The organism is Mesorhizobium sp. RCC_202 (assembly GCF_041355295.1).
Taxonomy (GTDB): domain Bacteria; phylum Pseudomonadota; class Alphaproteobacteria; order Rhizobiales; family Rhizobiaceae; genus Mesorhizobium.
On record NZ_JBFUPO010000011.1, the window covers coordinates 160,931 to 182,774 of the forward strand.

Here is a 21,844-nt window from a genome sequence, read left to right on the forward strand (position 1 = left end):
CCGGGGATGGCCGACATCCTGTTCTACCACCTGACCGAATCGACGCTGGAAGAAGCGCTGCCGGGCCTGCTCGAGCGCAGCGTCGATCGCGGTTGGCATGTGGTGGTGCAGACCGGCACCGAGGAGCGGCGCGACGCGCTCGATCAGCATCTGTGGATTTTCCGCGACGATTCCTTCCTCGCGCACGCCACCGATCGTGAGGCTCATCCGGCCGAGCAGCCGATCCTGCTCACCACGGGCGATGGCAATGCCAACGCCGCGCAGATCCGCTTCCTGGTCGACGGCGCGGCGCCGCCCGAGCTTTCAGGCTACGAGCGAGCGGTTTTCCTGTTCGACGGCCACGACACGGCGCAACTCGAAGACGCGCGCACGCATTGGAAGACGTTGAAGAATGCCGGCCACGCCGTGACCTATTGGCAGCAGACGCCCGACCGGAGGTGGGAGCGCAAGGCCTAGCGCAATCGCAGCCGAACGGCCTGTCGGTTGGCCGGGGCTCTAATGCCTTGCCTTGATCCGTTTCTGTTTCCGGGTCACGTAGTCGCCGTACTTGACCTTCGTAAATACGTCATCCCGATTGCGGTGCGAACTCCTGAACACGTACCAGTCGCCGTTTGGCGACTTGCGCTGGTAGATCACCCTGCCTGCCTGGCGGTGTTCGAAACAGCTCATTGAGCTCGAGGCGCCCCAGGAGCCGTGCCAAGTCGCGCGGTAGCATAGCTTTCCGCCACCGGGAAGGAACCATATTCCCTCGCCATAGCCCTGCTTGCCCTTGTCGGAGGTCCAGGCGTCGAAGGCCCGCTGCCTGACGGCAAAGAACCCGGCACCGTTCTTGCCCCACAGCCAAGAATGGTTCTGATAGATGTTGTAGACGCCTTCGTCCGGAACGACAGCGGCCTTTTTCGCCTGCTCGGCGATCCGGTCCGCGGTCTTGGCCATCACAGGAGCCTGTGAGGCGAAGACAAAAACGGCGCAAGCGATCGCTGCCCCGGCTAACTTACTCAATACCCGTTTCACGACTCTACTCCGCTTATGATTCACGCCACGCCAAACGCTTCCAGAGTTACCCCTGGAAAAGGATCACTTTTGAACTGAAGACCGGGAGACCGTCCCGGTCGAAGCCGGGACGTATTGCTTTTGCGCGCCTTACGGCAGGACGTGCTGGGTAACCCGCCAATCGGGCAACCCGTAGCCTCCGAGCCACGGCCACACTTCCTTCTGGTTGAAGTAGACGACCGAGGTCAGAGCTGGAAACTCCGCATAGGACTTGCGCGAGTCTTCCGCCCATTTCGCCACGTATTCCTGCTTGCCGACATAGCCGAGCTCGGCCACGATCACAGGCTTTTTGAAGTTCGCCACGCGGTCGTAACCCGGCTTCAGCGTCTCTTCAAAGGTACGGTCGCGGCCGACTTCGTCATTGTCCTTCTTCTGCAGGCCGAACACCGACAGGCCGATCACATCGACATAGTCGTCGCCGGGATAGTATTTCTCGAGGCCCTCGCTACCCTTGGGCGACCACATGTATTTCGCCGCGGGCGCAACCTTGCGGCAAACATCGACCTCCCGCTTGTAAGCGGCGATCCAATCCTTGGGAGCCCAGTTGGCCCAAGTGAAGCGGCCGTTCTTGTCTTCCATTTCCTGTGCCCAGCGGATGGTGACCGGGCTCTTCATCTGTCCAGCCAGGCTGCAGATCGCCTGCATGTTGGCGTCATATTTGCCGCCCAATATGCCATCGCGCAGTTCGGGCGGAGTGATGCGCCAGTCCTTGGACCAGGTCCAAGGCTCGATGGTGATCAGCAGCGAGCGGCCACGTTGAAGGGCGTAGGCATCGGCCAGCGGCAGCGTCGATAGATCGACGTCTTCCCAGGGCAAGAACAGCTCCTCGATGCTCGCCGTCTTGTCGTTCGTGAAATCCCCATACGGGTCGTAAGAACCGAACGCCGACGCCGCCGAATTCGTCTGTACCGGATCCGTACCGGCGGGCGATCCCGGCGAAGCCGGCATGGCAAGGCCGCCGATCAGAAATGCTGACCACAAAGCAGTGAAGTATCTCATATCCGCCTCCTTGCTTCGACATGACTAGATGTCGAAGCGCCACGCGTTCCGGTGTCACCGGAACGCGAACCCACCAATCGGTCGGCCGACGTGAACCGCGGGTTTTCTGAGCGACTGGGACGGGCGCATTCTACGCAGGGCCGTCCACAAAGGTGATCTCTCCAAGGCCTTGAGACCCAGAGAGAAGGTCGCCGCGATACTCACAAATTCGCGTCAACGTTACGATATTAACCCTTGCTGATATAAGGGCCTATGACACGTTGGAGTCAAGCGTAATTAACAGTTACTTAACCTTGTTGCTCTTGACAGGGTTAACGGGCGGGGCTGACAGCCTGGCCTTGGGCGGTCGGGCCGTCCTCTTCGAAGCCGGCGAAGGATCGCTGGCCTGGCCATCGCGATTGCGCCAAAGGGCTGTGAAGTCAAAGCCTTAGGTTAACCAGTTCTGAAGACGCTTGGTTAACGCAAGCTTAATCCGGTTGACTTCGCATTAGCATGCGCTGATTCTATAGCCGGGTTGGTTCAGCCGGTTTAGCCGGATGCGTAAGGCGGCGGGTAGCATGGGCGTATCAGTGGATGCCGGCATTGTCGGCGGCAAAACAGGGCCATCGGGCAAGCCGGATCCGGCGCCGACCGGCATATGCCCCGAAAGCCCTTACCTTGTGCCGGTACTCACCGGTCGCCAGCAACTGATCCTGCGGCTTGGTCTCGCCTTCTGGTTCGTCACGCTTGTCGTCTTCTGGTCATGGTGGCTGAAACCCGCCCACGTCGAGCACGTTGGGCCATATGCCTTCGCCACGATCGTGCTGGCATGGCTGACGCTGATGCCGATGTATTTCCTGCTCAACGTGCATGCATCCAGAAAGCCGTCGAAGCTGCGCACCATTCCGGAGGGCTCCCGCGTCGCCATGGTGGTCACCAAGGCGCCGTCCGAGCCGTTTGCCGTCGTTCAGCGCACGCTGGAGGCAATGCTGGCGCAGGATTACCCGCACGATACCTGGCTTGCCGACGAGGATCCATCGGAGGCGACCGTTCAATGGTGCAATGCGCATGGCGTGCTGATTTCGACCAGGCGAGGGCGCGAGGATTATCACCGCAAGACCTGGCCGCGCCGGACCCGCTGCAAGGAAGGCAATCTCGCCTTCTTCTACGACCACTACGGCTATGACCGCTACGACTTCGTCGCCCAGATGGATGCCGATCATGTGCCGTCGCCGACCTATCTGAGAGAAATCCTCTACCCCTTCGCCGACCCCGCCGTGGGCTATGTCTCGGCGCCCAGCATTTGCGACAACAATGCCGATGAAAGCTGGGCCGCGCGCGGACGTCTGTTCCCGGAGGGCATGTTCCATGGTCCCTTGCAGTCCGGCCACACAGGCGGTGGCGCCCCGCTCTGCATCGGCTCGCACTATGCGGTCAGGACAAGGGCGCTATGCGAGGCGGGTGGCCTTGGTCCGGAACTGGCGGAAGATCATTCCACCTCGATGCTGATCAATGCCGCCGGCTGGCGCGGCGTGCATGCAATCGACGCCATCGCCAATGGCGATGGTCCGCAGACCTTTGCCGACCTTGTCACCCAGGAATTCCAGTGGTCGCGCAGCCTGATGACCATCTTGCTTGAATACACGCCGCACTACTTCCACAAGCTGCCGCCGCGGCTGAAGTTTCAGTTCCTGTTCTGCCAGCTCTGGTATCCGCTCTTCGCGGTTTTCGCGCTGATGATGTACGCCATGCCGATCTACGCTCTGCTTACGGGGCGCAACTTCGCCAATGTCATGTATGCCGAGTTTGTCTGTTACTATCTGCCGAACTCGCTGGCGCTGGTCGGCTTGGTCATCGTGCTGAAGGCCTTCGGTCTGTCGCGGCCGATGACAGCGAAAACGCTGAGCTGGGAAGGCACGCTGTTTTTGTTCTTCGCGCGCTGGCCATGGGTTCTATGGGGCACGCTGTCGGCAATCCGGGACTACGTCACCAAATCCTTTGTCGACTTCCGCGTCACGCCGAAGGGCAGCGGCCCGAAACATCTGCTGCCGGCACGCGCTTTTGCGCCTTATGTGGCGCTGGCGGTTGGCGCTGCCCTGCCAGTGCTTTTGGTGAAACATCCATTCGAGGCGACGGGCTTCTATTGGTTCGCGACCTTCAACGCGTTCCTCTACGGCCTGCTGGTGCTGGTCGTCATCGCCAGGCACATCTCGGAGAACAGGATATCGCTGCGCGCCAACGCCGCGAAATTTGCCCTGCATGCATCACTGGCACTGGTCGCGCTTGGCGTCCCCGCGGCTGGGTTCTACGACCGCGGGCTTGAGGGTATTTACGGCCTGCAGCAGGGCGCCGGCGGCTTGCGCATCGTCAGGATCGCCTACGTCGTTTCCGGCGCCGGCATGGGCGACATCCGCTCACGCAACTTTTATTTCGACCCACGCTGGGACAACAATAGTCTCAGATAAGCCACCAGTACAACAAGCCCTTACCGCACGGGGAAGCCATCCTTGGACAACCACACTCGCTTCGCTCGCGCCGGGGCGATCGTCATTTTCACCGTGTTGTTTGCATGGTTGCTTCTTGGGTCTTTCAGAAGCAGTGTCGTCGACCCGCAAACGACGTTCGAGGGTTTCCTTAAAGCGGTGCCCGTAGGCGTGGCGTCGAGCTACCTTGACCTTCTTTTTCTTGCGAGCCTTGCCGCGGTCACGTTGCTGTTGCTGGTTGGCGTCAGGGCCAGTCGGCTGGCGACCGGCGCTATCCTCGGTCTGTTTTATGTCACGGTAGCCGTTTCCCTATGCTGGGGCTTCGCCAACATCAATCTCGTCAAGATCCTCGGCGAGCCATTTACTTTTCAGTGGCTTGTCTACGGCGATTTCCTCCAGAACGCGGACGCCCAGAATGCAATGGGCGATGCCTTCAATCTGCACGATCTCGCGATCATCACCGCCTCGGTGCTGGTGGTGCTGGCGCTCGGGCAAATAGCTGCCAGGCTTTCATTGGGACTTAGGCCTGCCGCGCACCGGTTCGTGCTCGCGGCTGTCTTGCTTTGTTTCGCGGCCGCCCTCTTCGGCACGCGATCCTATGTAAGGGCGGAAGGCTTGCCTTCCGCAAAGATCGAGAACCCGATCGTTCATTTCGCGGCATCGGCGTTGTTCAACGAAACGCCGGTCGTTCTAACGATGAAGACGAACGCCGACGAAGCCGACGTCGCCACGGTCGGCGAGCGGCCTGCCGAAACGTCGCGTTTCAAGGCACCTTCACCGAACCCGGTAAAGAATGTGCTGGTGTTCATGATGGAATCGGTGCCGGCGCGATATGTGGAAACTTTCGGAGGCAAGTACCCGGTCACGCCTACCATAAAAAGCTATGCGGGCAGTTCGATCCGCTTCGACAATATTTATGCCCATGCGCCATCCACCAACTACACGTTGTTCTCACTTTTCAGTTCGATGTACAACGACATCTCGTATTACGGGATGACTTACAGCCACCCTTACCTGCGACTGGATTCCATCTCCAACACATTGTCGGCGAAAGGTTTTCGCACGGCCTTCTTCTGGAGCGCGGATTCGCGCTTCCAGCGCGTTGACGAGTTTCTTCTCAACAAGGGCCTCGACGTTGTCCAGGACTTCAGAGGGCAAAAGTGCGCGGAACCCACTTTCAAACTCAGTACCAAGGAATGGAAGAATTTCGACTATATCAGCGACTTTTGCTCCGCGCAGTCGATCTCTGATTGGATGAACGTCAAAACCGACAAGCCGTTCTTTGGGATCATGTTCACGGCGATGACGCATTACCCGTACATCGTCAACAATCCTATGTTTTCGGCGCACGCTCTCGCATCCACAGCTGGAACCGAAAGCCACTATTCCGATGACGAGAAGTTCAATGCCTATCTCACCGCGTTGAAGATTGGCGACGCCGCGCTTGGAGAGGTTCTCGATTCCCTGAAGCAATCCGGAAAGCTGGATTCCACTCTTGTCGTTATTCTCGGCGATCACGGCGAAGCCTTCGGTGAGCACGGCACCTATGTTCATGCAAGCGCCCTCTATGAGGAGAACGTCCACATTCCACTGATCCTGATCAACCGGCAGCTGTTCCATGACGAAGTCGATCATTCGATTGGCGGAATCGTCGACCTGGCGCCGACCATCCTTGACGTGCTTGGTTATCCGCTCCCCAAATCCTGGCAGGGACACAGCCTGTTCAGTGAGCAGCGCCCGAACCGCACCTTCTTCTTCGCGCCCTGGAATGGATATCAGTTCGGCTACCGGCAGAACGACCGGAAAGTCCTGTTCAACTCTTCGACCGGCAAGTTGGAACAATACGATCTCAAGAGCGATCCTGGAGAAAAATCCAACCTTTTTGCCGGCGATGAGAGCGCCAGGGATGCCCTGATCCAACCAATTGCCCAATGGGTGCAGTCGCAAAGGCGGCGGGTCGCCGAGATGGTTGCCTCGGAAAGGAAGGACAAGTCGCTATGTTCGGTTGCCAGCCTCGAGTTCGACGCGGCGGGCACCAGCTACCAGGGTCCCCCGACACTTGAAGTTCTTGTGAATGGCAAGTCGCTTGGCCGCTTCGATATTCCGGGCAAGGAAAGCACAGCATCGACACCCAAAGCGATCGTCGCTGAACTGCAGGCGGCGTCCTCTCAGACCAAGCCCTTCGATATCGATATCAGCAGCGTGCCTGATCCGAGGAGGATAGAGGTTCGCTTCATCAACGATCTGTGGGCCGGAGATGGCAAAGGCGGCGATCGGAACGTGTTCATCAAGGATATCAGGGTGAACGGTCAGGTTCAGGCCAGCGCCAAATTCCACATGGATGAGAAGGAAGCTGGGTCCGTCGACGATAATGGTGTCAGCCTCTACGGCAACGGGACTTTGTGGTTCGATGGTCCCTTTGTCGAGGGATGCAGCTAGCCACGCATCTGTCTCCCGGGCAGGCGTTTTCGCCCGGCGCAACGCAGCGGGGGAATAGTTCAAATTTTAAATGTATTCGACGCAGTGCTGAAATTCACTGCTCACCATATCGTTTGCATGAATTTTAATAAGTACGTCCTAATATTAGGCCATCATATGAACGGCATGAACTGCTGCAGAAGTGCGAAAATAAAGGAACGATAAAGTAGTTTCGCATTTTTGGTAGCGTGTTCAGTGGCAGGGGATGGCAATGAACAATCTCATGAATGGTGGCGTCGGCGTCGGTAAAAGATACGCCCCTGTTTTTGCTGCAATTGTGCTGGCAATGATGGTGTCCGGATGCCAGAGCATGGACGCGATGAAGACAGCCTCCATCAGCGCCAAAACGGCAATGCAGCCAACTGGCAAGAAGGTGCATTACGTCAAGAAGCAGCGGCTTCACCGGATCCACCGCACGAAGCTCATTCAGACAAGCAGCGTGACCCGCGTCAGGCAAGAAGCCTACTCGATCTTCGTGCGGCCGCAGCGCGTTCGCATGCCGGCGCCGGTCAAGGTTTCCTACACTCTGGGGAGCGCCGGTCCGCTGATCGGCCACTCGCCATGGATCTGCGGCCCAAGCGGCTTTGGCCAACGTGCCAGCTGCCGTTCGCGTTACTAAGCACTCCAGGAAAGTGTGAGATTGCCTTCCGCTCGAAGCTGCGAGCGGCAGGCTCGTACTCAGCGGGTCGTCGCAACACTCGGGGCGGGCCTCGGCCTCGCGCCGATCCCGCCCCGATCCGCAATGTTGGCGCCTTCGGCCCGGGCGCAAGTCTCGTATTGGCGTGCTCCAGCGCGCCCCACGGCAGTTGACATCGCCGTTCCCGCGGCAGTTAATTGTTCGCATGGTTGTCAACGCGCTGGTAGCGTTGCCTTGGGGGCTGGACAAACATGCCAACGCCAATTTCACAAATAGTTCCGATCCCGTTGCCGCCGGCTGGTTTTAGCCGTCGGCAAAGCAAACAGTTCCGTCGGTCCGCAAGGCGCCTGCTGTTGGCGATCCTGCTGGCTTTGTGTGCTCCACTCGCCCTGTCTGGAGTGGCGAACGCGGCAACAGCCAAGGCCGGCGCACCTGCCAAGGCGAATGCCGCCCGCGTTCCAACGGCTTACGAGCTATCGCTTTTATACGCCGACCGCACATGGATATGGAAAGATGGAGCGGCTTATTTCGGGCAGAATGGCCGAGCCCTCAGGGCTTGGACGTCGGGGACGGATTCGGCTTTTGTGGCGGAAGGCAAGTGGATCGTGACGGGTAACGGCAAGATGTGCATGGATCTTGCCTGGCGGGGCAAGAGCTATAGCGGCAAGGAGCAACGCAGCTGCTACAGCCACCGTATCAACGGCCGCAACATCGAGCAGCGCAAGGATCCGGACGGGGAGTGGTACAGCTTCAAGCAATCTCCCTTAGGTTCCTCTGACGAATACCGGAACTTTCAGCCAGGCGACACCAAGGGCGCGCAGCTCGAAGAGACGCGCAAGCTGGTCGAATCCAAAAATTAGGTCGAGGCCGCGCTGAGAAGGCTCTTTGAAGGAATTCTCGACACGACGCGGTGACGTGGTCGGCGGTTCTCGAAGTGCCTTCCGGTGGAAATTCGTCTCTGTTCTTGAGAACAGACTCCTCTTGCGCGGCTGCCAGGAAATTTGCGAATCTTGAAATATCAGGTCGCCGGAGATGCAAGGGCGCCGATTTTCAATTAATTTTCAATTAATTGCGTTTAAATGTGCGACGAGACGTTGGAGCTTCGGAACGATTCGTTTAATGAGGAATGTCTAATATTCCTGTGCATATGAGCGGCGGCGGGTACACATGTGGTGGGGGCATGGTATGTCGAATCTCGCCTTGGCCTATACCTGACAACAGGGGACACGCGATGGGAAATTCCGCAATAGGTACATTTCGCGTATATAAATATAGTGCAGTTATTGTTTCGACTTTGGTATCTATATCTTTGGTCTCTGGTTGTCAGAGTCTGGATGCGACAGAAACAAATTCACTCGTGAAGCCTGCGGTATACTTTCTCGGCGATGCAAATCCGCCGGCTGAAGCCGCATTCATGGCTCGGTCGCCTAGAATCGATCAGCCGATTGAGGCGACGGCGACTACCTCCATCACGACGACTGAAGGCGTCCACCCTTTTGTCTCGCGGCAACCGGTCAAAACCCCCGCCGCTGCGCTGGTCAACACCGCTTTCAATGTGAGCGATGATGGGCCGCTTCTGGGCAACGCGCCCTATGTCTGCGGTCCAAGCGGATTTGGCCAGCTCGCGAACTGCCACGCGCGCCTTTATTGATCTATCGGGCGCCGAGGGCCGCTGCCGTCCTGATGGCTGGCAGCGTGTCCGGGTTCGCCTCCAGGCCGAAAAATGGGGCAGCCGTCCTGACGATTGTGTCGATGTCGGAAAGCTCCGGCACAAAGCCAAGTTGCTCGTGGGCGCTGCCCGGATCGGCGTAGAGTTCGGCCGGATCTCCCGCGCGCCTGGTTCTAAAGACAGCCGGAACCGGCCTTGAGGTCACGCGGCTGACCGCCTGGACAATCTCCTTGATGGACACGCCTCGTCCGGTGCCGAGGTTGACCGCCAGGCTTTGTCCGCCTCTTTCGAGATGTTCGAGCGCTTTCAGGTGGGCGCGGGCCAGGTCGCTGACGTGGATATAATCGCGCACGCAAGTGCCGTCCGGTGTGTCGTAGTCGGTGCCGAAAACTTCGATCTCGTCGATCAAACCCGATGCCGCCATCAGCACCCGGGGAACCAGGTGTGTCTCCGGCGAGTGCCACTCTCCGATCTGCCCGTCAGGATCGGCGCCGCAGGCGTTGAAATAGCGCAAGATGGCGTACTTCATGCCGTAGGCGGCGGCATAGTCGCCGATGATCTGCTCGCCCATCAGTTTGCTGCGCCCGTAGGGGCTGATTGGATTTTGCGACGAAGTCTCGTGCACCGGCAGCATCTGCGGCACGCCATAGGTCGCGCAGCTCGAGGAGAAGATGATGTTCGTGATCGCCGCGGCGCGGGCCGCGTCGAGCACCGCGACGGTACCGGCCACGTTGGTCGAATAATACTCGGCGGGTTCGTGGACGGATTCACCGACATAGGCAAGCGCCGCGAAATGGATGATCGCCCTCGGCCGATATCTGCCGATCGCCTCGTCCAGCGCGTGTCTGTCCCGGATATCGCCCACGAAAAGCGGGCCCCAGGCGACGGCTTTCTCATTGCCGCGGCTTAGATTGTCGTAGACGACCGGGAGGTACCCTGCCGCCGCCAGGCGTTTGCAGGTGTGGCTGCCGATGAAGCCAGCGCCACCTGTTACCAGTATGGCGGGCGGCGTCACGACACGGCGGCTCTTTTGACTGCACGCTTGCCGTAGAGCAGAGCGTCGAAATATTCCACGGTGCGGGCAAGGCCCTGGCTCAGGTCGATCGTCGGCTCCCAGCCGAGATGTTGCCTGGCGAAGGAGATGTCGGGCCGGCGCTGTTTGGGGTCGTCGACGGGCAGTGGCCGGTGCACGATGCGCGACCGGGAGTTCGTGTAATCGACGACCAGTTTTGCCAGGTCCATGACGGTGAATTCGGCCGGATTGCCGAGATTGACCGGATGCGCCGGCGGCGTCGGGGCCCTCATCAGCCTGAGAAAGCCCTCGATCAGGTCGTCCACATAGCAGAAGGAGCGGGTCTGCATGCCGCTGCCATAGACGGTCAGGTCATCGCCGCGCAAAGCCTGGACGATGAAGTTGGACACCACGCGGCCATCGTCGGGCTGCATGCGGCGACCATAGGTGTTGAATATCCGCGCGACGCGGACGTCGATGCCGAACGTCCGCGAATAATCGAAGAACAGGGTCTCGGCCGAACGTTTGCCCTCGTCGTAACAGGACCGTGGACCGTGCGTGTTGACGTTGCCGAAATAACTCTCCGGCTGGGGATGAACCAGCGGATCGCCATAGACTTCGGAGGTGGAGGCCTGGAAGATCTTGGCATTGTGGCGCCGCGCCAGCTCGAGAAGGTTGAGCGATCCGAACACACTGGTTTTGAAAGTGTGAATCGGATCGGCCTGATAGTGCGGCGGGGAGGCAGGGCAGGCGAGGTTGTAGATTTCTTCGACCGGAATGTCCTCGGGCAGCGCGTCGACGATGTCATGCTCGATGCATCTGAATGCCGGATGGCTTAGGATCGCGTTTAGATTGTATCTCTTGCCGGTGTGGAAGTTGTCGAGCGCGACGACTTCGTACCCGTCCGCCAACAGCCGTTCGCACAGATGCGAACCCAGAAATCCCGCTCCCCCTGCGACCAGGGCGCGACGCCGGCGCTTGACGGTACCATGGATCCCATCCCGAAGTTTCAGAACCTTGATAACCCTACTCATAGTGTTCCTCTTACGCCCTGCGCACACCATCGACCGGGCAAGACAAAGCATTGCCCGGCCACGTCCTCGCGGACGTGACACGACCCTCCGCTCGCGCGGATTCGCAATCTGTGACGTGCGTCAATTGCTTTTTGAGCTCGCAGGACCGACGCGGTACGGCCTATTGCTGCCGCTTAGCGTTTCGGAGACCTGGAATTTTTGAGGATACCTATGTTGCCACCGTCCATGCTCGCGCAAATGCACATCCCAACGGTTGTAAAATATACCTGTGGAGACGGTAGTCAACTAAATTAGCAATTCGTTAACCACAAACGTTTGTGAGTGGTTAATCATAGCTCCGGACCCGTGGTCTCGCGTACCTGGCCCGCTGTCTCGCGGTCTGGTGCCGGAATTGAATATATTAAGCGATATAAATACAGGTATTCGTAAGAAAAATTGAAACGCATGCCTATGAGAAGGATAAGAGCGTTATAAGGAATACATACATAGTCAAAATAATAGATAGATATACTGTATTTAAAAAACTCCACCCTTGTGGCAGGCGATGCCGATCACCGCCTGGCTGTGAAGTGTATAAAATGGCCTTGGACTGACTAAAGCGCGCCTTCGACCCTGAGGTGAAGCCACAGCGCTTCTGCCACCGGCCCATGCGGCTTGTCGCGCCGGCGCACCGCGGCCACGGTCTCCATCCGTCCAGGGATATGCCGGCCGGCGATCGAGACCAGCCGCCCGTCGCGCAACTCGTCCGCGATCAGCCATTGCGGCAGATGCCCCCAGGCCAGACCATGCAGGACAAGTTCCTTCTTCATCATATGGTCCGGCACCGAACAGGAATGTGCGCCGTCGATGATGAAGAAGTTCTCAGGCGAGGGCTTTCGCGCCGTGTCGCGGATGACGCATTGGGTGAACGGTCGCATTGCCTCAGGCGTGATGTCGGGCCCGAGATCGAAGGGTAGGAAGCCCGGCGCCACTACCGGCACGAAGGCAACCTCATTGATGTCGATCCGTTCAAGATGCGGGTCGGACGGGTTGGCGCGATGGAAGACGAGATCGGCCTCGCCGTCCATCAGCCGCTCGACCGGCCCGCTGACCGCCTCATAATCGAGATGCAGGCGCGTGCGCGGCCGCTCGGCAAAGAAGCGGCTGAGCAGGCCGAGGACTTTCGGGCGCGGACAGACATCGCCCACGACGATGCGCAGGACCGTTTCCTCGCCGCTCGCAAGTTGGCCCGCATAGTCCTGCAGATGCTCGAAGTCGCGCAAGGCCAGTTGTGCGCGACCGTGGAAGAGGCGGCCTTCTTCGGTCAGGCTCACCCGGTACCCGCCCCGGTCGAACAAGGTGAGGCCGAGTTGCTGTTCCAGCCGTGCGACGGCGGCAAAGACGGAAGGATGCGTGCGATGCAGGACGCCGGCCGCCGCCTGAAAGCTGCCCTGGGTGGCGACGGCATCGAAACATCGCAGATCGTGAAGTTTCAGCCCATCCATTAGTCGAAGAATCCTACAGAGATTGTCAGATCATAGTAATTTTCTCCGATAGTCGCCAGGCCTATCTTTGCCGCATCGCAACGGCGCAACACGCCGAACTGATGAGGCTCATGATGACCGACACACTTCACTTCACGGCGGGCGATGGCACCCGCATCGCTTACAGGTTCGACGGTCTGCAAGACCGTCCCGTGCTGATGCTTTCCAATTCCATCGCCACGACGCTGCATATGTGGGACGGCCAGGTCCCGGAACTGGCCAAGTCCTTCCGGGTGCTTCGCTATGATTTTCGCGGCCATGGCGGCTCGGATGCGCCGGCAGGCGCCTATTCGCTCGACCGCCTCGGCCGCGACGTGCTGGAATTGCTCGATTTTCTGGGGCTTGCCCGCGTGCATTTCCTGGGCCTGTCGCTGGGCGGTTTCGTCGGCCAGTGGCTGGGCGTCCATGCGCCCGAGCGCATCGAGCGGCTGATCCTTTCCAACACCGCGCCGCATCTCGGCCCCGCATCCTATTTCGACGAGCAGATAGGCAATGTGCTAGCGGCCAATGATCTTTCGGCGACGGCCGACATGTTCATGCGCAACTGGTTCCCGCCTGCCATGCTTGCCAGTCACAACGGAACCGTCGAGGACTTCCGCTCAGCGATCCTCGCCATGTCGCCGCAAGGGCTGGCCGGCTGCTTCGCCGCCGTGCGCGACAGCGACCTGCGCCGCCCTATTGCCCTGATCGAGGCTCCGACGCTGGTCATCGGCGGCGAGGATGACAAGGTGACGCTCGCCAGCCACAGCGAGGCGATTGCCGAGACGATTCCCGGCGCTGAGCTGCTGCTGCTTCCCGGCGTCCATCTGCTCAATGTCGAGCGGCCAGTGGAGTTTATGGAAGCGGTAACGCAGTTTTTGCACAAGCGCTGACCAGGGCGAGCCCCGAGCCGCATGAGCTTCGCGAACATCGCTATCGGTCGTTTTTTGCGCTAGATAGGGCCGAGCTCGCGCAACGGGGTGAGGATGCGGATCAGGATCGTCGGAACCGGCAGGGCGGTGCCGGCTGAGCGTGTGACGACACGTGCGCTGGAGGAGCGGCTGGGTCTCTGCCAGGGTGCGCTCGAAACCGCCACCGGCGTCGTCGAACGCTATGTCTGCGTGGCCGAATCGCAGATCGATCTTGCCTGCGCCGCCGCGCATCTGGCGCTTGAGGACGCAGGGATCGAGGCCAGGGCCGTTGATCTGATCATCGGCGGCTGCGGCGTGCCGTACCAGCCTTTGCCGGCAACCGCGCCGCTGGTCATGCAGCGTCTTGGCCTTGCCGACGGCTCCGCCGCCGCCTTCGACGTCAATAGCACCTGCCTCGGCTTCCTGACCGCCTTCGAGACCGCCGGCCGCATGATCGAGGCTGGGCAATGCGAGACGGCGCTGGTGTTCTCCTCGGAGATCGCCTCGCGCGCGCTGCCATGGCAGGACGCGCCGGAGGTCGCCGCCCTCTTCGGCGATGGCGCGGCCGCGGCGGTGCTGCGCCGGGCCGAACCCGGCGAGGGCAAGGTCGCCGCAAGCCTGATGCGCACTTACCCATCCGCCTGGGAAGCCTGCGGCATCGGTTCGGGCGGCACGCGTTTCGATTTCCGCAACGAGCCGGAGGCCTTCGCCGGCCACAGCCTGTTCCATATGGACGGCAAGGAACTGTTCCGCCTGACCTCGCGCCATTTCAACGGCTTTGTCGATGCGCTGCTGCAGCGCGCCGGCTGGCGGCAGGAGGATGTCGATCTCGTCGTGCCGCATCAGGCAAGCCCGTTCGCGCTGGCGCATATGGCGCGCCAGACCGGCTTCGCGCGAGAAAAGCTGGTCGACATTGCCGCCCGTTTCGGCAACCAGATCGCCGCCTCAATCCCTTTCGCGCTCGATGTGGCGCGCCGCGACGGTCGTGTCGCGGCAGGCATGAAGCTGCTTCTTCTGGGCACCTCGGCCGGTGTTTCCTTCGGCGGCATGGCGGTGGAAATCTGACGATGACCGTGCTCGTCACCGGCGCCACCGGCTTTCTCGGCTCCCACATCCTCGAGTGGCTGGCGGTGATGGGCACGCGGGCGATCGGCGTCGGCCGCGACGCCGAATGCTGCCGAGCCCTGGAGCGGGCCGGCCATGCCGTGATACGCCACGACCTGTCGCGGCCGTTCGATACGACGACCGATCCGCGGCTCGGCAAGGTGGACAAGATCATCCACTGCGCCGCGCTCTCGTCGCCTTTCGGACGGCTACAGGATTTCGTGGCGGCCAATGTCACGGCGACGCAAAACCTCGTTGGTTTTGCCAAGCGGCAAGGCGTCGACCGCTTCGTCCACATCTCCAGCCCGTCGGTATGCTTTGCCTTTCGCGACCAGCTTGGCCTGACCGAGGACGCCGCGCTTCCGGAGCCGGTCAACCACTATGCCCGCACCAAGCGCCAGGCGGAGACGATCGTGCTCGGCGCGCCCGAAATCCATCCCGTCGTGCTGCGGCCGCGCGGCATCTACGGCGCCGGCGACCGCGCGCTGCTGCCGCGCCTGATCAAGGCGGCGGCAAGCCGTCCGCTGCCGGTGTTTCGCGGCGGCCGGGCGGCCATCGACCTCACCTATGTCGACGATGTCGTGGATGCGGTGATCGCGGCTCTTGCCGCGCCCATGGAGGCCGAGGGGCAAATCTTCAACGTGTCGGGCGGCGAGATGCTGCCGGTGCGCCGCATCGCCGACGAAGCCTGCGGCCGCGCCGGCCTCAAACCGCGCTGGCGGCCGATGCCGCTCGTGCCGGCGATGCTGGCGGCAGGCCTGATGGAAGCGCTGGCGATCAGGCTGCCCGGCCGACCCGAGCCGCCGGTCACCCGCTATGGGCTCGGTCTCTTCGCCTATGCGCAAAGCCTCGATCTTTCCAAGACCAAACGCGTGCTCGGTTGGGTGCCGAAAATCGCGTTCGAACAAGGGCTTGATCGCACTTTTGCTGGGAGCGGGCCGGCATGAAGATCGTCTTTGCCAACAGCGCCTGGGTGAGTGCCGCCGAGCGGCTCATCCTGCGCGGCGGCGGTTGGCAAAGCGTGCGGCTGCGCGTCCGCTACGGATTGATCTTTCACCCCACTGCAGGTCCGGTTCTGGTCGACACCGGCTATACGCCGGAGGCGCTGACGGGCGCGGGCCGCGGCCGGATGTTGCGCCTCTACGGCGCGCTCTTGAAACCCGAGCTCAACGCCGCCGAGCAGGTGCTGCCGGTGTTGAAGCGCTTCGGCCTGTCGCCCGATGACATCCACGCCGTCATCGTCACGCATTTCCACGCCGATCACATTTCCGGCCTGTCGCTGTTTCGCAATGCGCGCTTCATCGCCAGCGACGCCGCCTGGGCGCGCGTCAAGGCGCGCACGTCGCGCCAGAATCTGCGCCACGGCATCTTCACCGAACTCTTTCCCGCCGACTTCGAGGCCCGGCTCGATGGATTATCCACCAAGCCGCGTATCGAGCCTCGTGGCGCCATTCCCGGCGGCGCTGATCTCTTCGGCGACGGCAGCGTGCTCGCCGTCGATCTGCCGGGACATGCCGATGGCCAGTTCGGCCTGCTCTTTGCGGGTGAACTGCGGCCGCTGCTCTACGCCGTCGACGTGCAATGGCTGCTCCGGGCTTTGTCCGAAAACCGCACGCCCGGTTTCCCGGCGACGCTGATCGCCGAGGATCCCGGGGCGATCGAGCCGACCAGCGCCATGCTGCGCCGCTTCATGGCCTCTGGCGGCGAAGTGATGCTCTGCCACGATCCTGCTATGACAGCCCATGATCTTGCGCCCGCGGTGGCCGGATGAACGGCCTGGCGGAAGCGGTCGGCTCCTTCGCCCTGACGCGTTGGGTGTCGCGCAAGAGCCGGGCGGATTTCGAGCGCTGGCAGGCTACCGCCTTACGCCGCTTTCTCGACCGCGACCTGCCGCGCGCGCCGTTTTACGGCGAAGCGCCGACGCGCCTCAGCGATTTGCCGGTCACTGACAAGGCGCTGGTGATGGCGCGTTTCGCGGATTTCAATGTCCACGGTCTCACCGCAGCAAAGGCCTGGGCGGCCCTGGACGGCGGTGGTCGCATCGGTGGGATGACGGTCGGCGCCAGCACCGGCACCTCCGGCAATCGCGGCCTGTTCGTCATTTCCGAAGCGGAAAAGTACCGTTGGCTCGGAACGATCCTGGCCAAGGCAGCGCCCGATCTCCTGTGGCGCGGCATGCGCGTCGCAATCATCCTGCCGCAGAACACCGCGCTCTACGACAGCGCCCGCAAATCGCGGCTGGTCAAGCTCGCTTTCTTCGACCTGACGCGCGGGCCGGAGAGTTGGTGCGGCGCGCTCGAAGCCTTCGATCCGACGGTGATCATCGCGCCGCCAAAAATCCTGCGCCATGTCGCGGCCGAGCGCTTCCGACTCCAGCCGAAGCGCGTCTTTAGCGCCGCCGAGACGCTCGACCCGGTCGATCGGCCGGTCATCGAGAACTTCTTCCGGCTGCCGCTCGACCAGATCTACATGGCGACCGAAGGCCTGTTCGCGGTGACCTGTCGTCGCGGCGGGCTGCATCTTGCCGAAGACTCCGTCTTCTTCGAATTCGAACCGGCGGGCGAGGGGCTGGTGACGCCACTGGTCACCGCGTTTCGCCGCCAGACGCAGATCATGGCGCGCTACCGGATGAACGACTTGCTGCGGCTTTCGCAGCAGCCCTGCAAATGCGGCTCGGCCTTGCGCTGCGTCGACGAGATCGTTGGCCGCATGGACGACGTCTTCCGGCTCGCCTCGGCGAACGGGCCGATCTTCGTCACGCCGGATGTGCTGCGCAACGCCGTGCTCAAGGCCGACCGCCGCATCGACGATTTCCGTCTCGTCCAGACCGGGCCGGACGCGGTCGAGCTCAAGCTTGCGCCGTCCCTCGCCGACGACGCGGCGACCGCTGCGCGCGATGCCGTGCGATCACTGCTGGAAGCGCGACAGGCGACGGCCACCGTCGCGCTCGTCCGTGCGCCATTGCCGCTGGAAACAGGCCGCAAGCTACGCCGCGTCGAATACCGGCTGGAGCAGGTGCAATGAGGGGCGCGGTGGCCATCATGGAGCAACCCGCGCAACAGGCTGACCGCGTTGAAAACAAGCAAGCCACGGTCGAGGCGTTTGTAAGCCTTTTCAACGAGATACCGGTGGAAGATCTTGTTGCCAATCTGACGACGAGAGTCGAGATCTTCGAGGTCGCCGGGCGAACTTTCCCGCTGACGTTCAACGATGCCTCCGAAGCACCGAATTGCTATATCTGCTGTCCATCCAGCGCCTATATCGACTACGCCGTAGACGAGACGCGCAACTTCGCCGCCAACCCGCCTTTGCGGCGCGCGCTCAAGGCGCTGATCGGCGCCTGCGCGCCACTGGTGCGGACAAGCGGCCTCGACCATCAGGTACAGGTCAACAACTGGCTTTACTCGACCAATCCGGTACCACTATTAGACCGGCAGACCGTCGCAGCACTTCGCTCGTCGCTGATCACGCGCTTTCCAGACCGCGCCATCGTCATCCGCTCGCTGAACGAGATCGCCGATCCGGCGACCATCGCCGCTTTGAAAGCCGAAGGCTTCCGTATGCTGGCGGCACGCCAGATCTACATCTTCGCCGACCGCAGCGCCGCACCCGCCATGACCAACGGTATGAAGCGTGACCGCAAGCAACTGCGCGCAACATCCTTCGTGCGGGTCGGCAACGGTGATTTCACCGAGGCCGATTACGCGCGCGCCGAAACCCTCTACACCATGCTCTATCTCGACAAATATACGCCGCTCAATCCGCATTATACCGCCCGCTATATCGCCGAAATGCACCGGCGCGGCATCGTCAGCCTTGCCGGCCTGCGCCGTCCCGGCGGCGAGCTGGTCACTGTTACCGGCCTGTTCGAAAATGGCGGCACGCTGACCCAGCCGATCGTCGGATACGATACGAGCCGGCCGGTCGGCGAGGGGCTCTATCGCATGGCGATGGCGCTGGCGCAGGATCATGCCACGGCGCGCGGCCTGTTCTTCAACATGAGCGCGGGCGCCGCCGACTTCAAACGCCGGCGCGGCGCGGTTCCCGCGATCGAATACAATGCCGTCTATGCCGGGCATCTGCCGCTGCGCCGGCGCATGGCGATCCGGGTCATGGAGACCGTGCTGGAGCTGGTCGGCATCCCTTTGTTGAAAAGGTTCGAGCTGTGAACGGGGACCACAGGAAAGATGTCTGGCAGGCCGTGGCGCTGTCGGCCGATATCGGCAAGCGGCCGAAACGCATCCTGTTTGACGGCCAGCCCGTGGTTCTGTTCCGCTCCGTGCAAGGCATTGCCGCGCTGTTCGACCGCTGCCCGCATCGGCTGGTGGAATTGTCGACCGGCAAGGTCGTCGGCGGCGAGATCGAATGTCCCTATCATGGCTGGCGCTATGACGGCGAAGGCCGTTGCACCGTCATTCCCGGCCATGTCGGCGACATGCCGCATTACCGCGTCCGCCGTTATGCCGCAATCGAGCGCGACGGCGTCGTCTTCATCTCCTCCGGCACGCCGCAGGGCGAACCCTATCTGCACTGCATGCAGGGCAAGGACATCATCGTGCGGCGGGTGCGCTCATCGACGCAGTCGACGGTGATCGATGCGGCCGAAAACATCCTCGACGCCACCCACACCCATTTCACGCACAAAGGCCTGCTGCGCGGCTTGAGTGCGAAGCGCCATCTGGTGCGGGTCGAGGTGACGGGCGGCGAGGGCTGGGTCGAAGCCTGCTACACCGGCGAGGATCGCCAGCAGGGGGTGATCAGCCGGCTGCTGGAGGGCGAGCGCACCAAGACCATCGGCCGCTTCCGCCACCCCGGCATCGCCGAGCTCGAATATTGGGGCAAGGACGGGCTGGTTTTGGCCACCACCTTTCATTTGCGCCAGGCGGATGTGCATACCGTCGAAGGCGTCGGCTGGCTGATCGGCCGCCGCCAGGGCCTGCTCGGCGAGCTCAAGGCATTTGCCTTCAAGCCGCTGTTCAACATAGCGCTACAGCAGGACCGGCGCGTGCTGAAGTCGGCGAGTGACAATTCGCGGTTTGCGCCACACGCCCTGCCGGTGATCGGCCCGCTCGACTTCCTGCGCCGCGACATTGCGGCGATCATGGAGGGGAAGATGCCGCCTGCGGCGGGTGAGCCGAGGGTGCATCAGATCGAGTTGTGAATTATAGTTCACATGCCTTGATTTGAGCACCTCCGTGAATTATAGTTCACGCATGATCGAGGTCCGGCAGACTGCCGATTTCACCGGTTGGTTTGGACGGACTTCGCGATACAGCGGCTCGCTTGCGTATCGTTGCCCGCATCCGTCGGGTCGAAATAGGCAACATCGGTGATGTCAAATACTTCGATGGCATCGGCGAACTTCGGATCGACCACGGCCCAGGTTACCGTCTCTACTTCGTGAAAGTTGGGAATGCGGTGATCATCCTGCTCTGCGGTGGTGATAAATCCAGTCAAAGGCGCGACATCGCCAAAGCGAAACAGATGGCAAAGGAAATATGACGATGCCTCTCGAAACCACACGCTTCGACATCCTCGATCATCTGAAAACTCCGGAAGATCGCCTGGCCTATATAGAGGCCGCCTTCGAGGATGGTGACCCTGCGCTCATCACCCACACTCTGGGCGACGTAGCACGTTCCATAGGCATGACAGCAGTCGCGAAGGAGGCCGGCGTCACGCGCGAGGCGCTTTACAAAGCTTTGAGCGAGAAGGGCGACCCGCGCCTCAGCACGCTACTGGGCGTCACCAAGGCGTTGGGTCTGCAGCTCGACGTAAAGCCTATCGGCCCCGGTTCGCTCGGGGCGTGAAGCAGTTCAGTCCGGCCCGTTCCACTCGATGTCGCGCGTCGACGCTGCCTGCAGGCTGATGCGCTGGCGCAGCGCTACGCCCGCGATCTCGGCAAACGCCCGCCATTGCGCCTTCACGGGTCCACTATCGCCCGGCCAATCCAATAACTCCTCGCCCTCGAGCATCGCCTTTCGGAACTCACCGAGCTCGCCCGAGCGCAAGGCCGCCGGCAACCCATAGATCCACATCGCGAGCCGCACCGTTTGCGGCATGACCACGTCCGGCCTGACCTCGGCGCCATCGGCAAGCACGGCATCGGCAAACCGCGCCGGATCGCGGAAGAAATGCAGGCCGCTCACCGCGCGTGGATTGCATTCGAGCGGCAGCACGCGGCCGCTTGCCTCGCGCATCAAGTCGAAGGAGATCTGCCCGGTCCATGCGGTGCCGGCGACGATGCGCTCGACCAGTGCACGCGCGGCATCGTCCTCCACTCGTTCGAAGAAGATGCCGGCGCCTTTGCCGGCGCGATAGCGCGAGCGATAGAGCGCCAGCGCCTTGAGCTTGCCGTCGCGCGCCACCGCATAGGCGCTGATCTCCTCGCCTTCGATGAAACGCTGCGCCACCCAGGGCATGGCGGGCGAGGGGGCGATCGCGTCAAGCGCCTCAGGCTGTGGCTTGAGCAGCACTTGGCTGGCGAAGCGCGACCAGGCCGGCTTGAAAACTAGGCCGCGTGAGCTGCCGCGCACTGCCTCAACGTCGCCACGCGCGCTGAGCAGCGTCGTTTCCGGCACCGCCGCGCCCAGCCGCTCGGCAAGCCGGATGAAGCTGTGCTTGTTGTGAACCTCGGCCAGCAAATCGATGTCGGGCGCGAACAATCGCGCCGGCATCGTTCGGCCGCGCCAGGCCAGCGCGAGATAAAACACTTCCTCGCAGGTCGGGATGGTGAGCTCGATGCCTTCCGCGCGGATCAGCGCCTCGACCGCCTCGGCATATTCTTGCGGCGCGAAACGCGGCGGCGGCAGCCGATGGTAGCGCGCGCAGGCCTTGCTGGCGGCGGCGATCGGCCGTGCCGGCGTGTCGGCCAGAACCACGCGGGCGCCGGCGCCGTGCAGCAGCCGCGCCAGATGCAATGCCACCGGCGCACGCGCGCCTGTGATGAGGATGGTTCTGTCAGCCCCCGGCATTGGTCGTTC

21 protein-coding genes are annotated in these 21,844 nt (G+C 61.8%); 15 read left to right on the plus strand and 6 right to left on the minus strand.

What is annotated here, in order from left to right:
- Window positions 1-6: 6 nt before the first annotated feature.
- On the plus strand, window positions 7-456 hold the full coding sequence (locus AB6802_RS24265) for a DNA polymerase III subunit chi (protein ID WP_371012715.1): 450 nt from the start codon (window positions 7-9) through the stop codon (window positions 454-456).
- A 39-nt stretch (window positions 457-495) separates the two neighbouring features.
- Here AB6802_RS24265 and AB6802_RS24270 read toward each other — a convergent pair whose 3' ends face one another.
- Window positions 496-1,014: a DUF995 domain-containing protein gene (locus AB6802_RS24270; RefSeq protein ID WP_371012716.1), complete on the minus strand. Its 519-nt coding sequence runs from the start codon at window positions 1,012-1,014 to the stop codon at window positions 496-498.
- A 129-nt stretch (window positions 1,015-1,143) separates the two neighbouring features.
- Window positions 1,144-2,052 (minus strand): glycoside hydrolase family 26 protein, encoded by a 909-nt coding sequence (locus AB6802_RS24275; RefSeq protein WP_371012717.1) that lies wholly within the window; start codon window positions 2,050-2,052, stop codon window positions 1,144-1,146.
- A 557-nt stretch (window positions 2,053-2,609) separates the two neighbouring features.
- On the opposite strand from AB6802_RS24275, the gene AB6802_RS24280 reads away from it, so the two are divergent.
- From AB6802_RS24280 to AB6802_RS24300, 5 genes are all read left to right on the plus strand, one after another.
- Window positions 2,610-4,496, plus strand: coding sequence for a glycosyltransferase family 2 protein (locus AB6802_RS24280; protein WP_371012718.1), 1,887 nt, complete (start codon window positions 2,610-2,612; stop codon window positions 4,494-4,496).
- Between the two features lie 42 nt (window positions 4,497-4,538).
- Window positions 4,539-6,953 carry a sulfatase-like hydrolase/transferase gene (locus AB6802_RS24285; protein WP_371012719.1) on the plus strand — a complete coding sequence of 805 codons (2,415 nt, stop codon included), beginning with the start codon at window positions 4,539-4,541 and terminating at the stop codon, window positions 6,951-6,953.
- Window positions 6,954-7,203: 250 nt separating this feature from the next.
- Entirely contained in the window at window positions 7,204-7,611 is a 408-nt protein-coding gene (locus AB6802_RS24290) for a hypothetical protein (protein ID WP_371012720.1), read from the plus strand.
- A 371-nt stretch (window positions 7,612-7,982) separates the two neighbouring features.
- Window positions 7,983-8,489: a DUF995 domain-containing protein gene (locus AB6802_RS24295; protein ID WP_371012721.1), complete on the plus strand. Its 507-nt coding sequence runs from the start codon at window positions 7,983-7,985 to the stop codon at window positions 8,487-8,489.
- A 371-nt stretch (window positions 8,490-8,860) separates the two neighbouring features.
- The gene (locus AB6802_RS24300; RefSeq protein WP_371012722.1) at window positions 8,861-9,280 is read left to right on the plus strand and encodes a hypothetical protein; all 420 of its coding nucleotides are present in this window, start codon (window positions 8,861-8,863) and stop codon (window positions 9,278-9,280) included.
- Between the two features lies 1 nt (window position 9,281).
- On the opposite strand, the gene galE is transcribed toward AB6802_RS24300, so the two are convergent.
- The 3 genes from galE to AB6802_RS24315 all read right to left on the minus strand — a co-directional run bounded on the left by galE (window position 9,282) and on the right by AB6802_RS24315 (window position 12,828).
- Window positions 9,282-10,313: a UDP-glucose 4-epimerase GalE gene (gene galE / locus AB6802_RS24305; RefSeq protein WP_371012723.1), complete on the minus strand. Its 1,032-nt coding sequence runs from the start codon at window positions 10,311-10,313 to the stop codon at window positions 9,282-9,284.
- On the minus strand, window positions 10,310-11,344 hold the full coding sequence (locus AB6802_RS24310; protein ID WP_371012724.1) for a UDP-glucuronic acid decarboxylase family protein: 1,035 nt from the start codon (window positions 11,342-11,344) through the stop codon (window positions 10,310-10,312). Before AB6802_RS24310 ends, galE begins: the two co-directional genes overlap by 4 nt.
- 593 nt (window positions 11,345-11,937) lie before the next feature.
- Window positions 11,938-12,828: a LysR family transcriptional regulator gene (locus AB6802_RS24315; protein WP_371012725.1), complete on the minus strand. Its 891-nt coding sequence runs from the start codon at window positions 12,826-12,828 to the stop codon at window positions 11,938-11,940.
- Between the two features lie 113 nt (window positions 12,829-12,941).
- Here AB6802_RS24315 and AB6802_RS24320 point away from each other — a divergent pair, with 113 nt between their 5' ends.
- The 9 genes from AB6802_RS24320 (at window position 12,942) to AB6802_RS24360 (ending at window position 20,671) form a co-directional block, all read left to right on the plus strand.
- The gene (locus AB6802_RS24320) at window positions 12,942-13,739 is read left to right on the plus strand and encodes an alpha/beta fold hydrolase (RefSeq protein ID WP_371012726.1); all 798 of its coding nucleotides are present in this window, start codon (window positions 12,942-12,944) and stop codon (window positions 13,737-13,739) included.
- 93 nt (window positions 13,740-13,832) lie between these two features.
- Window positions 13,833-14,822 carry a 3-oxoacyl-[acyl-carrier-protein] synthase III C-terminal domain-containing protein gene (locus AB6802_RS24325; protein ID WP_371012727.1) on the plus strand — a complete coding sequence of 330 codons (990 nt, stop codon included), beginning with the start codon at window positions 13,833-13,835 and terminating at the stop codon, window positions 14,820-14,822.
- 2 nt (window positions 14,823-14,824) lie between these two features.
- Window positions 14,825-15,808, plus strand: coding sequence for an NAD-dependent epimerase/dehydratase family protein (locus AB6802_RS24330; RefSeq protein WP_371012728.1), 984 nt, complete (start codon window positions 14,825-14,827; stop codon window positions 15,806-15,808).
- A complete protein-coding gene (locus AB6802_RS24335; RefSeq protein WP_371012729.1) occupies window positions 15,805-16,632 on the plus strand; it encodes an MBL fold metallo-hydrolase in 828 nt (275 codons plus the stop codon). Before AB6802_RS24330 ends, AB6802_RS24335 begins: the two co-directional genes overlap by 4 nt.
- Window positions 16,629-17,885 carry a F390 synthetase-related protein gene (locus AB6802_RS24340; RefSeq protein WP_371012730.1) on the plus strand — a complete coding sequence of 419 codons (1,257 nt, stop codon included), beginning with the start codon at window positions 16,629-16,631 and terminating at the stop codon, window positions 17,883-17,885. Before AB6802_RS24335 ends, AB6802_RS24340 begins: the two co-directional genes overlap by 4 nt.
- Window positions 17,882-19,030, plus strand: a complete 1,149-nt coding sequence (locus AB6802_RS24345; protein WP_371012731.1) for a GNAT family N-acetyltransferase — start codon at window positions 17,882-17,884, stop codon at window positions 19,028-19,030. The genes AB6802_RS24340 and AB6802_RS24345 overlap by 4 nt, the downstream gene beginning before the upstream one ends.
- Entirely contained in the window at window positions 19,027-20,022 is a 996-nt protein-coding gene (locus tag AB6802_RS24350; protein ID WP_371012732.1) for a Rieske 2Fe-2S domain-containing protein, read from the plus strand. Before AB6802_RS24345 ends, AB6802_RS24350 begins: the two co-directional genes overlap by 4 nt.
- Window positions 20,023-20,144: 122 nt before the next feature.
- Window positions 20,145-20,363, plus strand: a complete 219-nt coding sequence (locus AB6802_RS24355) for a type II toxin-antitoxin system RelE/ParE family toxin (protein ID WP_371012733.1) — start codon at window positions 20,145-20,147, stop codon at window positions 20,361-20,363.
- A gap of 2 nt (window positions 20,364-20,365) precedes the next feature.
- The gene (locus AB6802_RS24360) at window positions 20,366-20,671 is read left to right on the plus strand and encodes an addiction module antidote protein (RefSeq protein WP_371012734.1); all 306 of its coding nucleotides are present in this window, start codon (window positions 20,366-20,368) and stop codon (window positions 20,669-20,671) included.
- 6 nt (window positions 20,672-20,677) lie between these two features.
- On the opposite strand, the gene AB6802_RS24365 is transcribed toward AB6802_RS24360, so the two are convergent.
- Window positions 20,678-21,835 (minus strand): hypothetical protein, encoded by a 1,158-nt coding sequence (locus tag AB6802_RS24365; RefSeq protein WP_371012735.1) that lies wholly within the window; start codon window positions 21,833-21,835, stop codon window positions 20,678-20,680.
- Window positions 21,836-21,844: the final 9 nt, after the last annotated feature.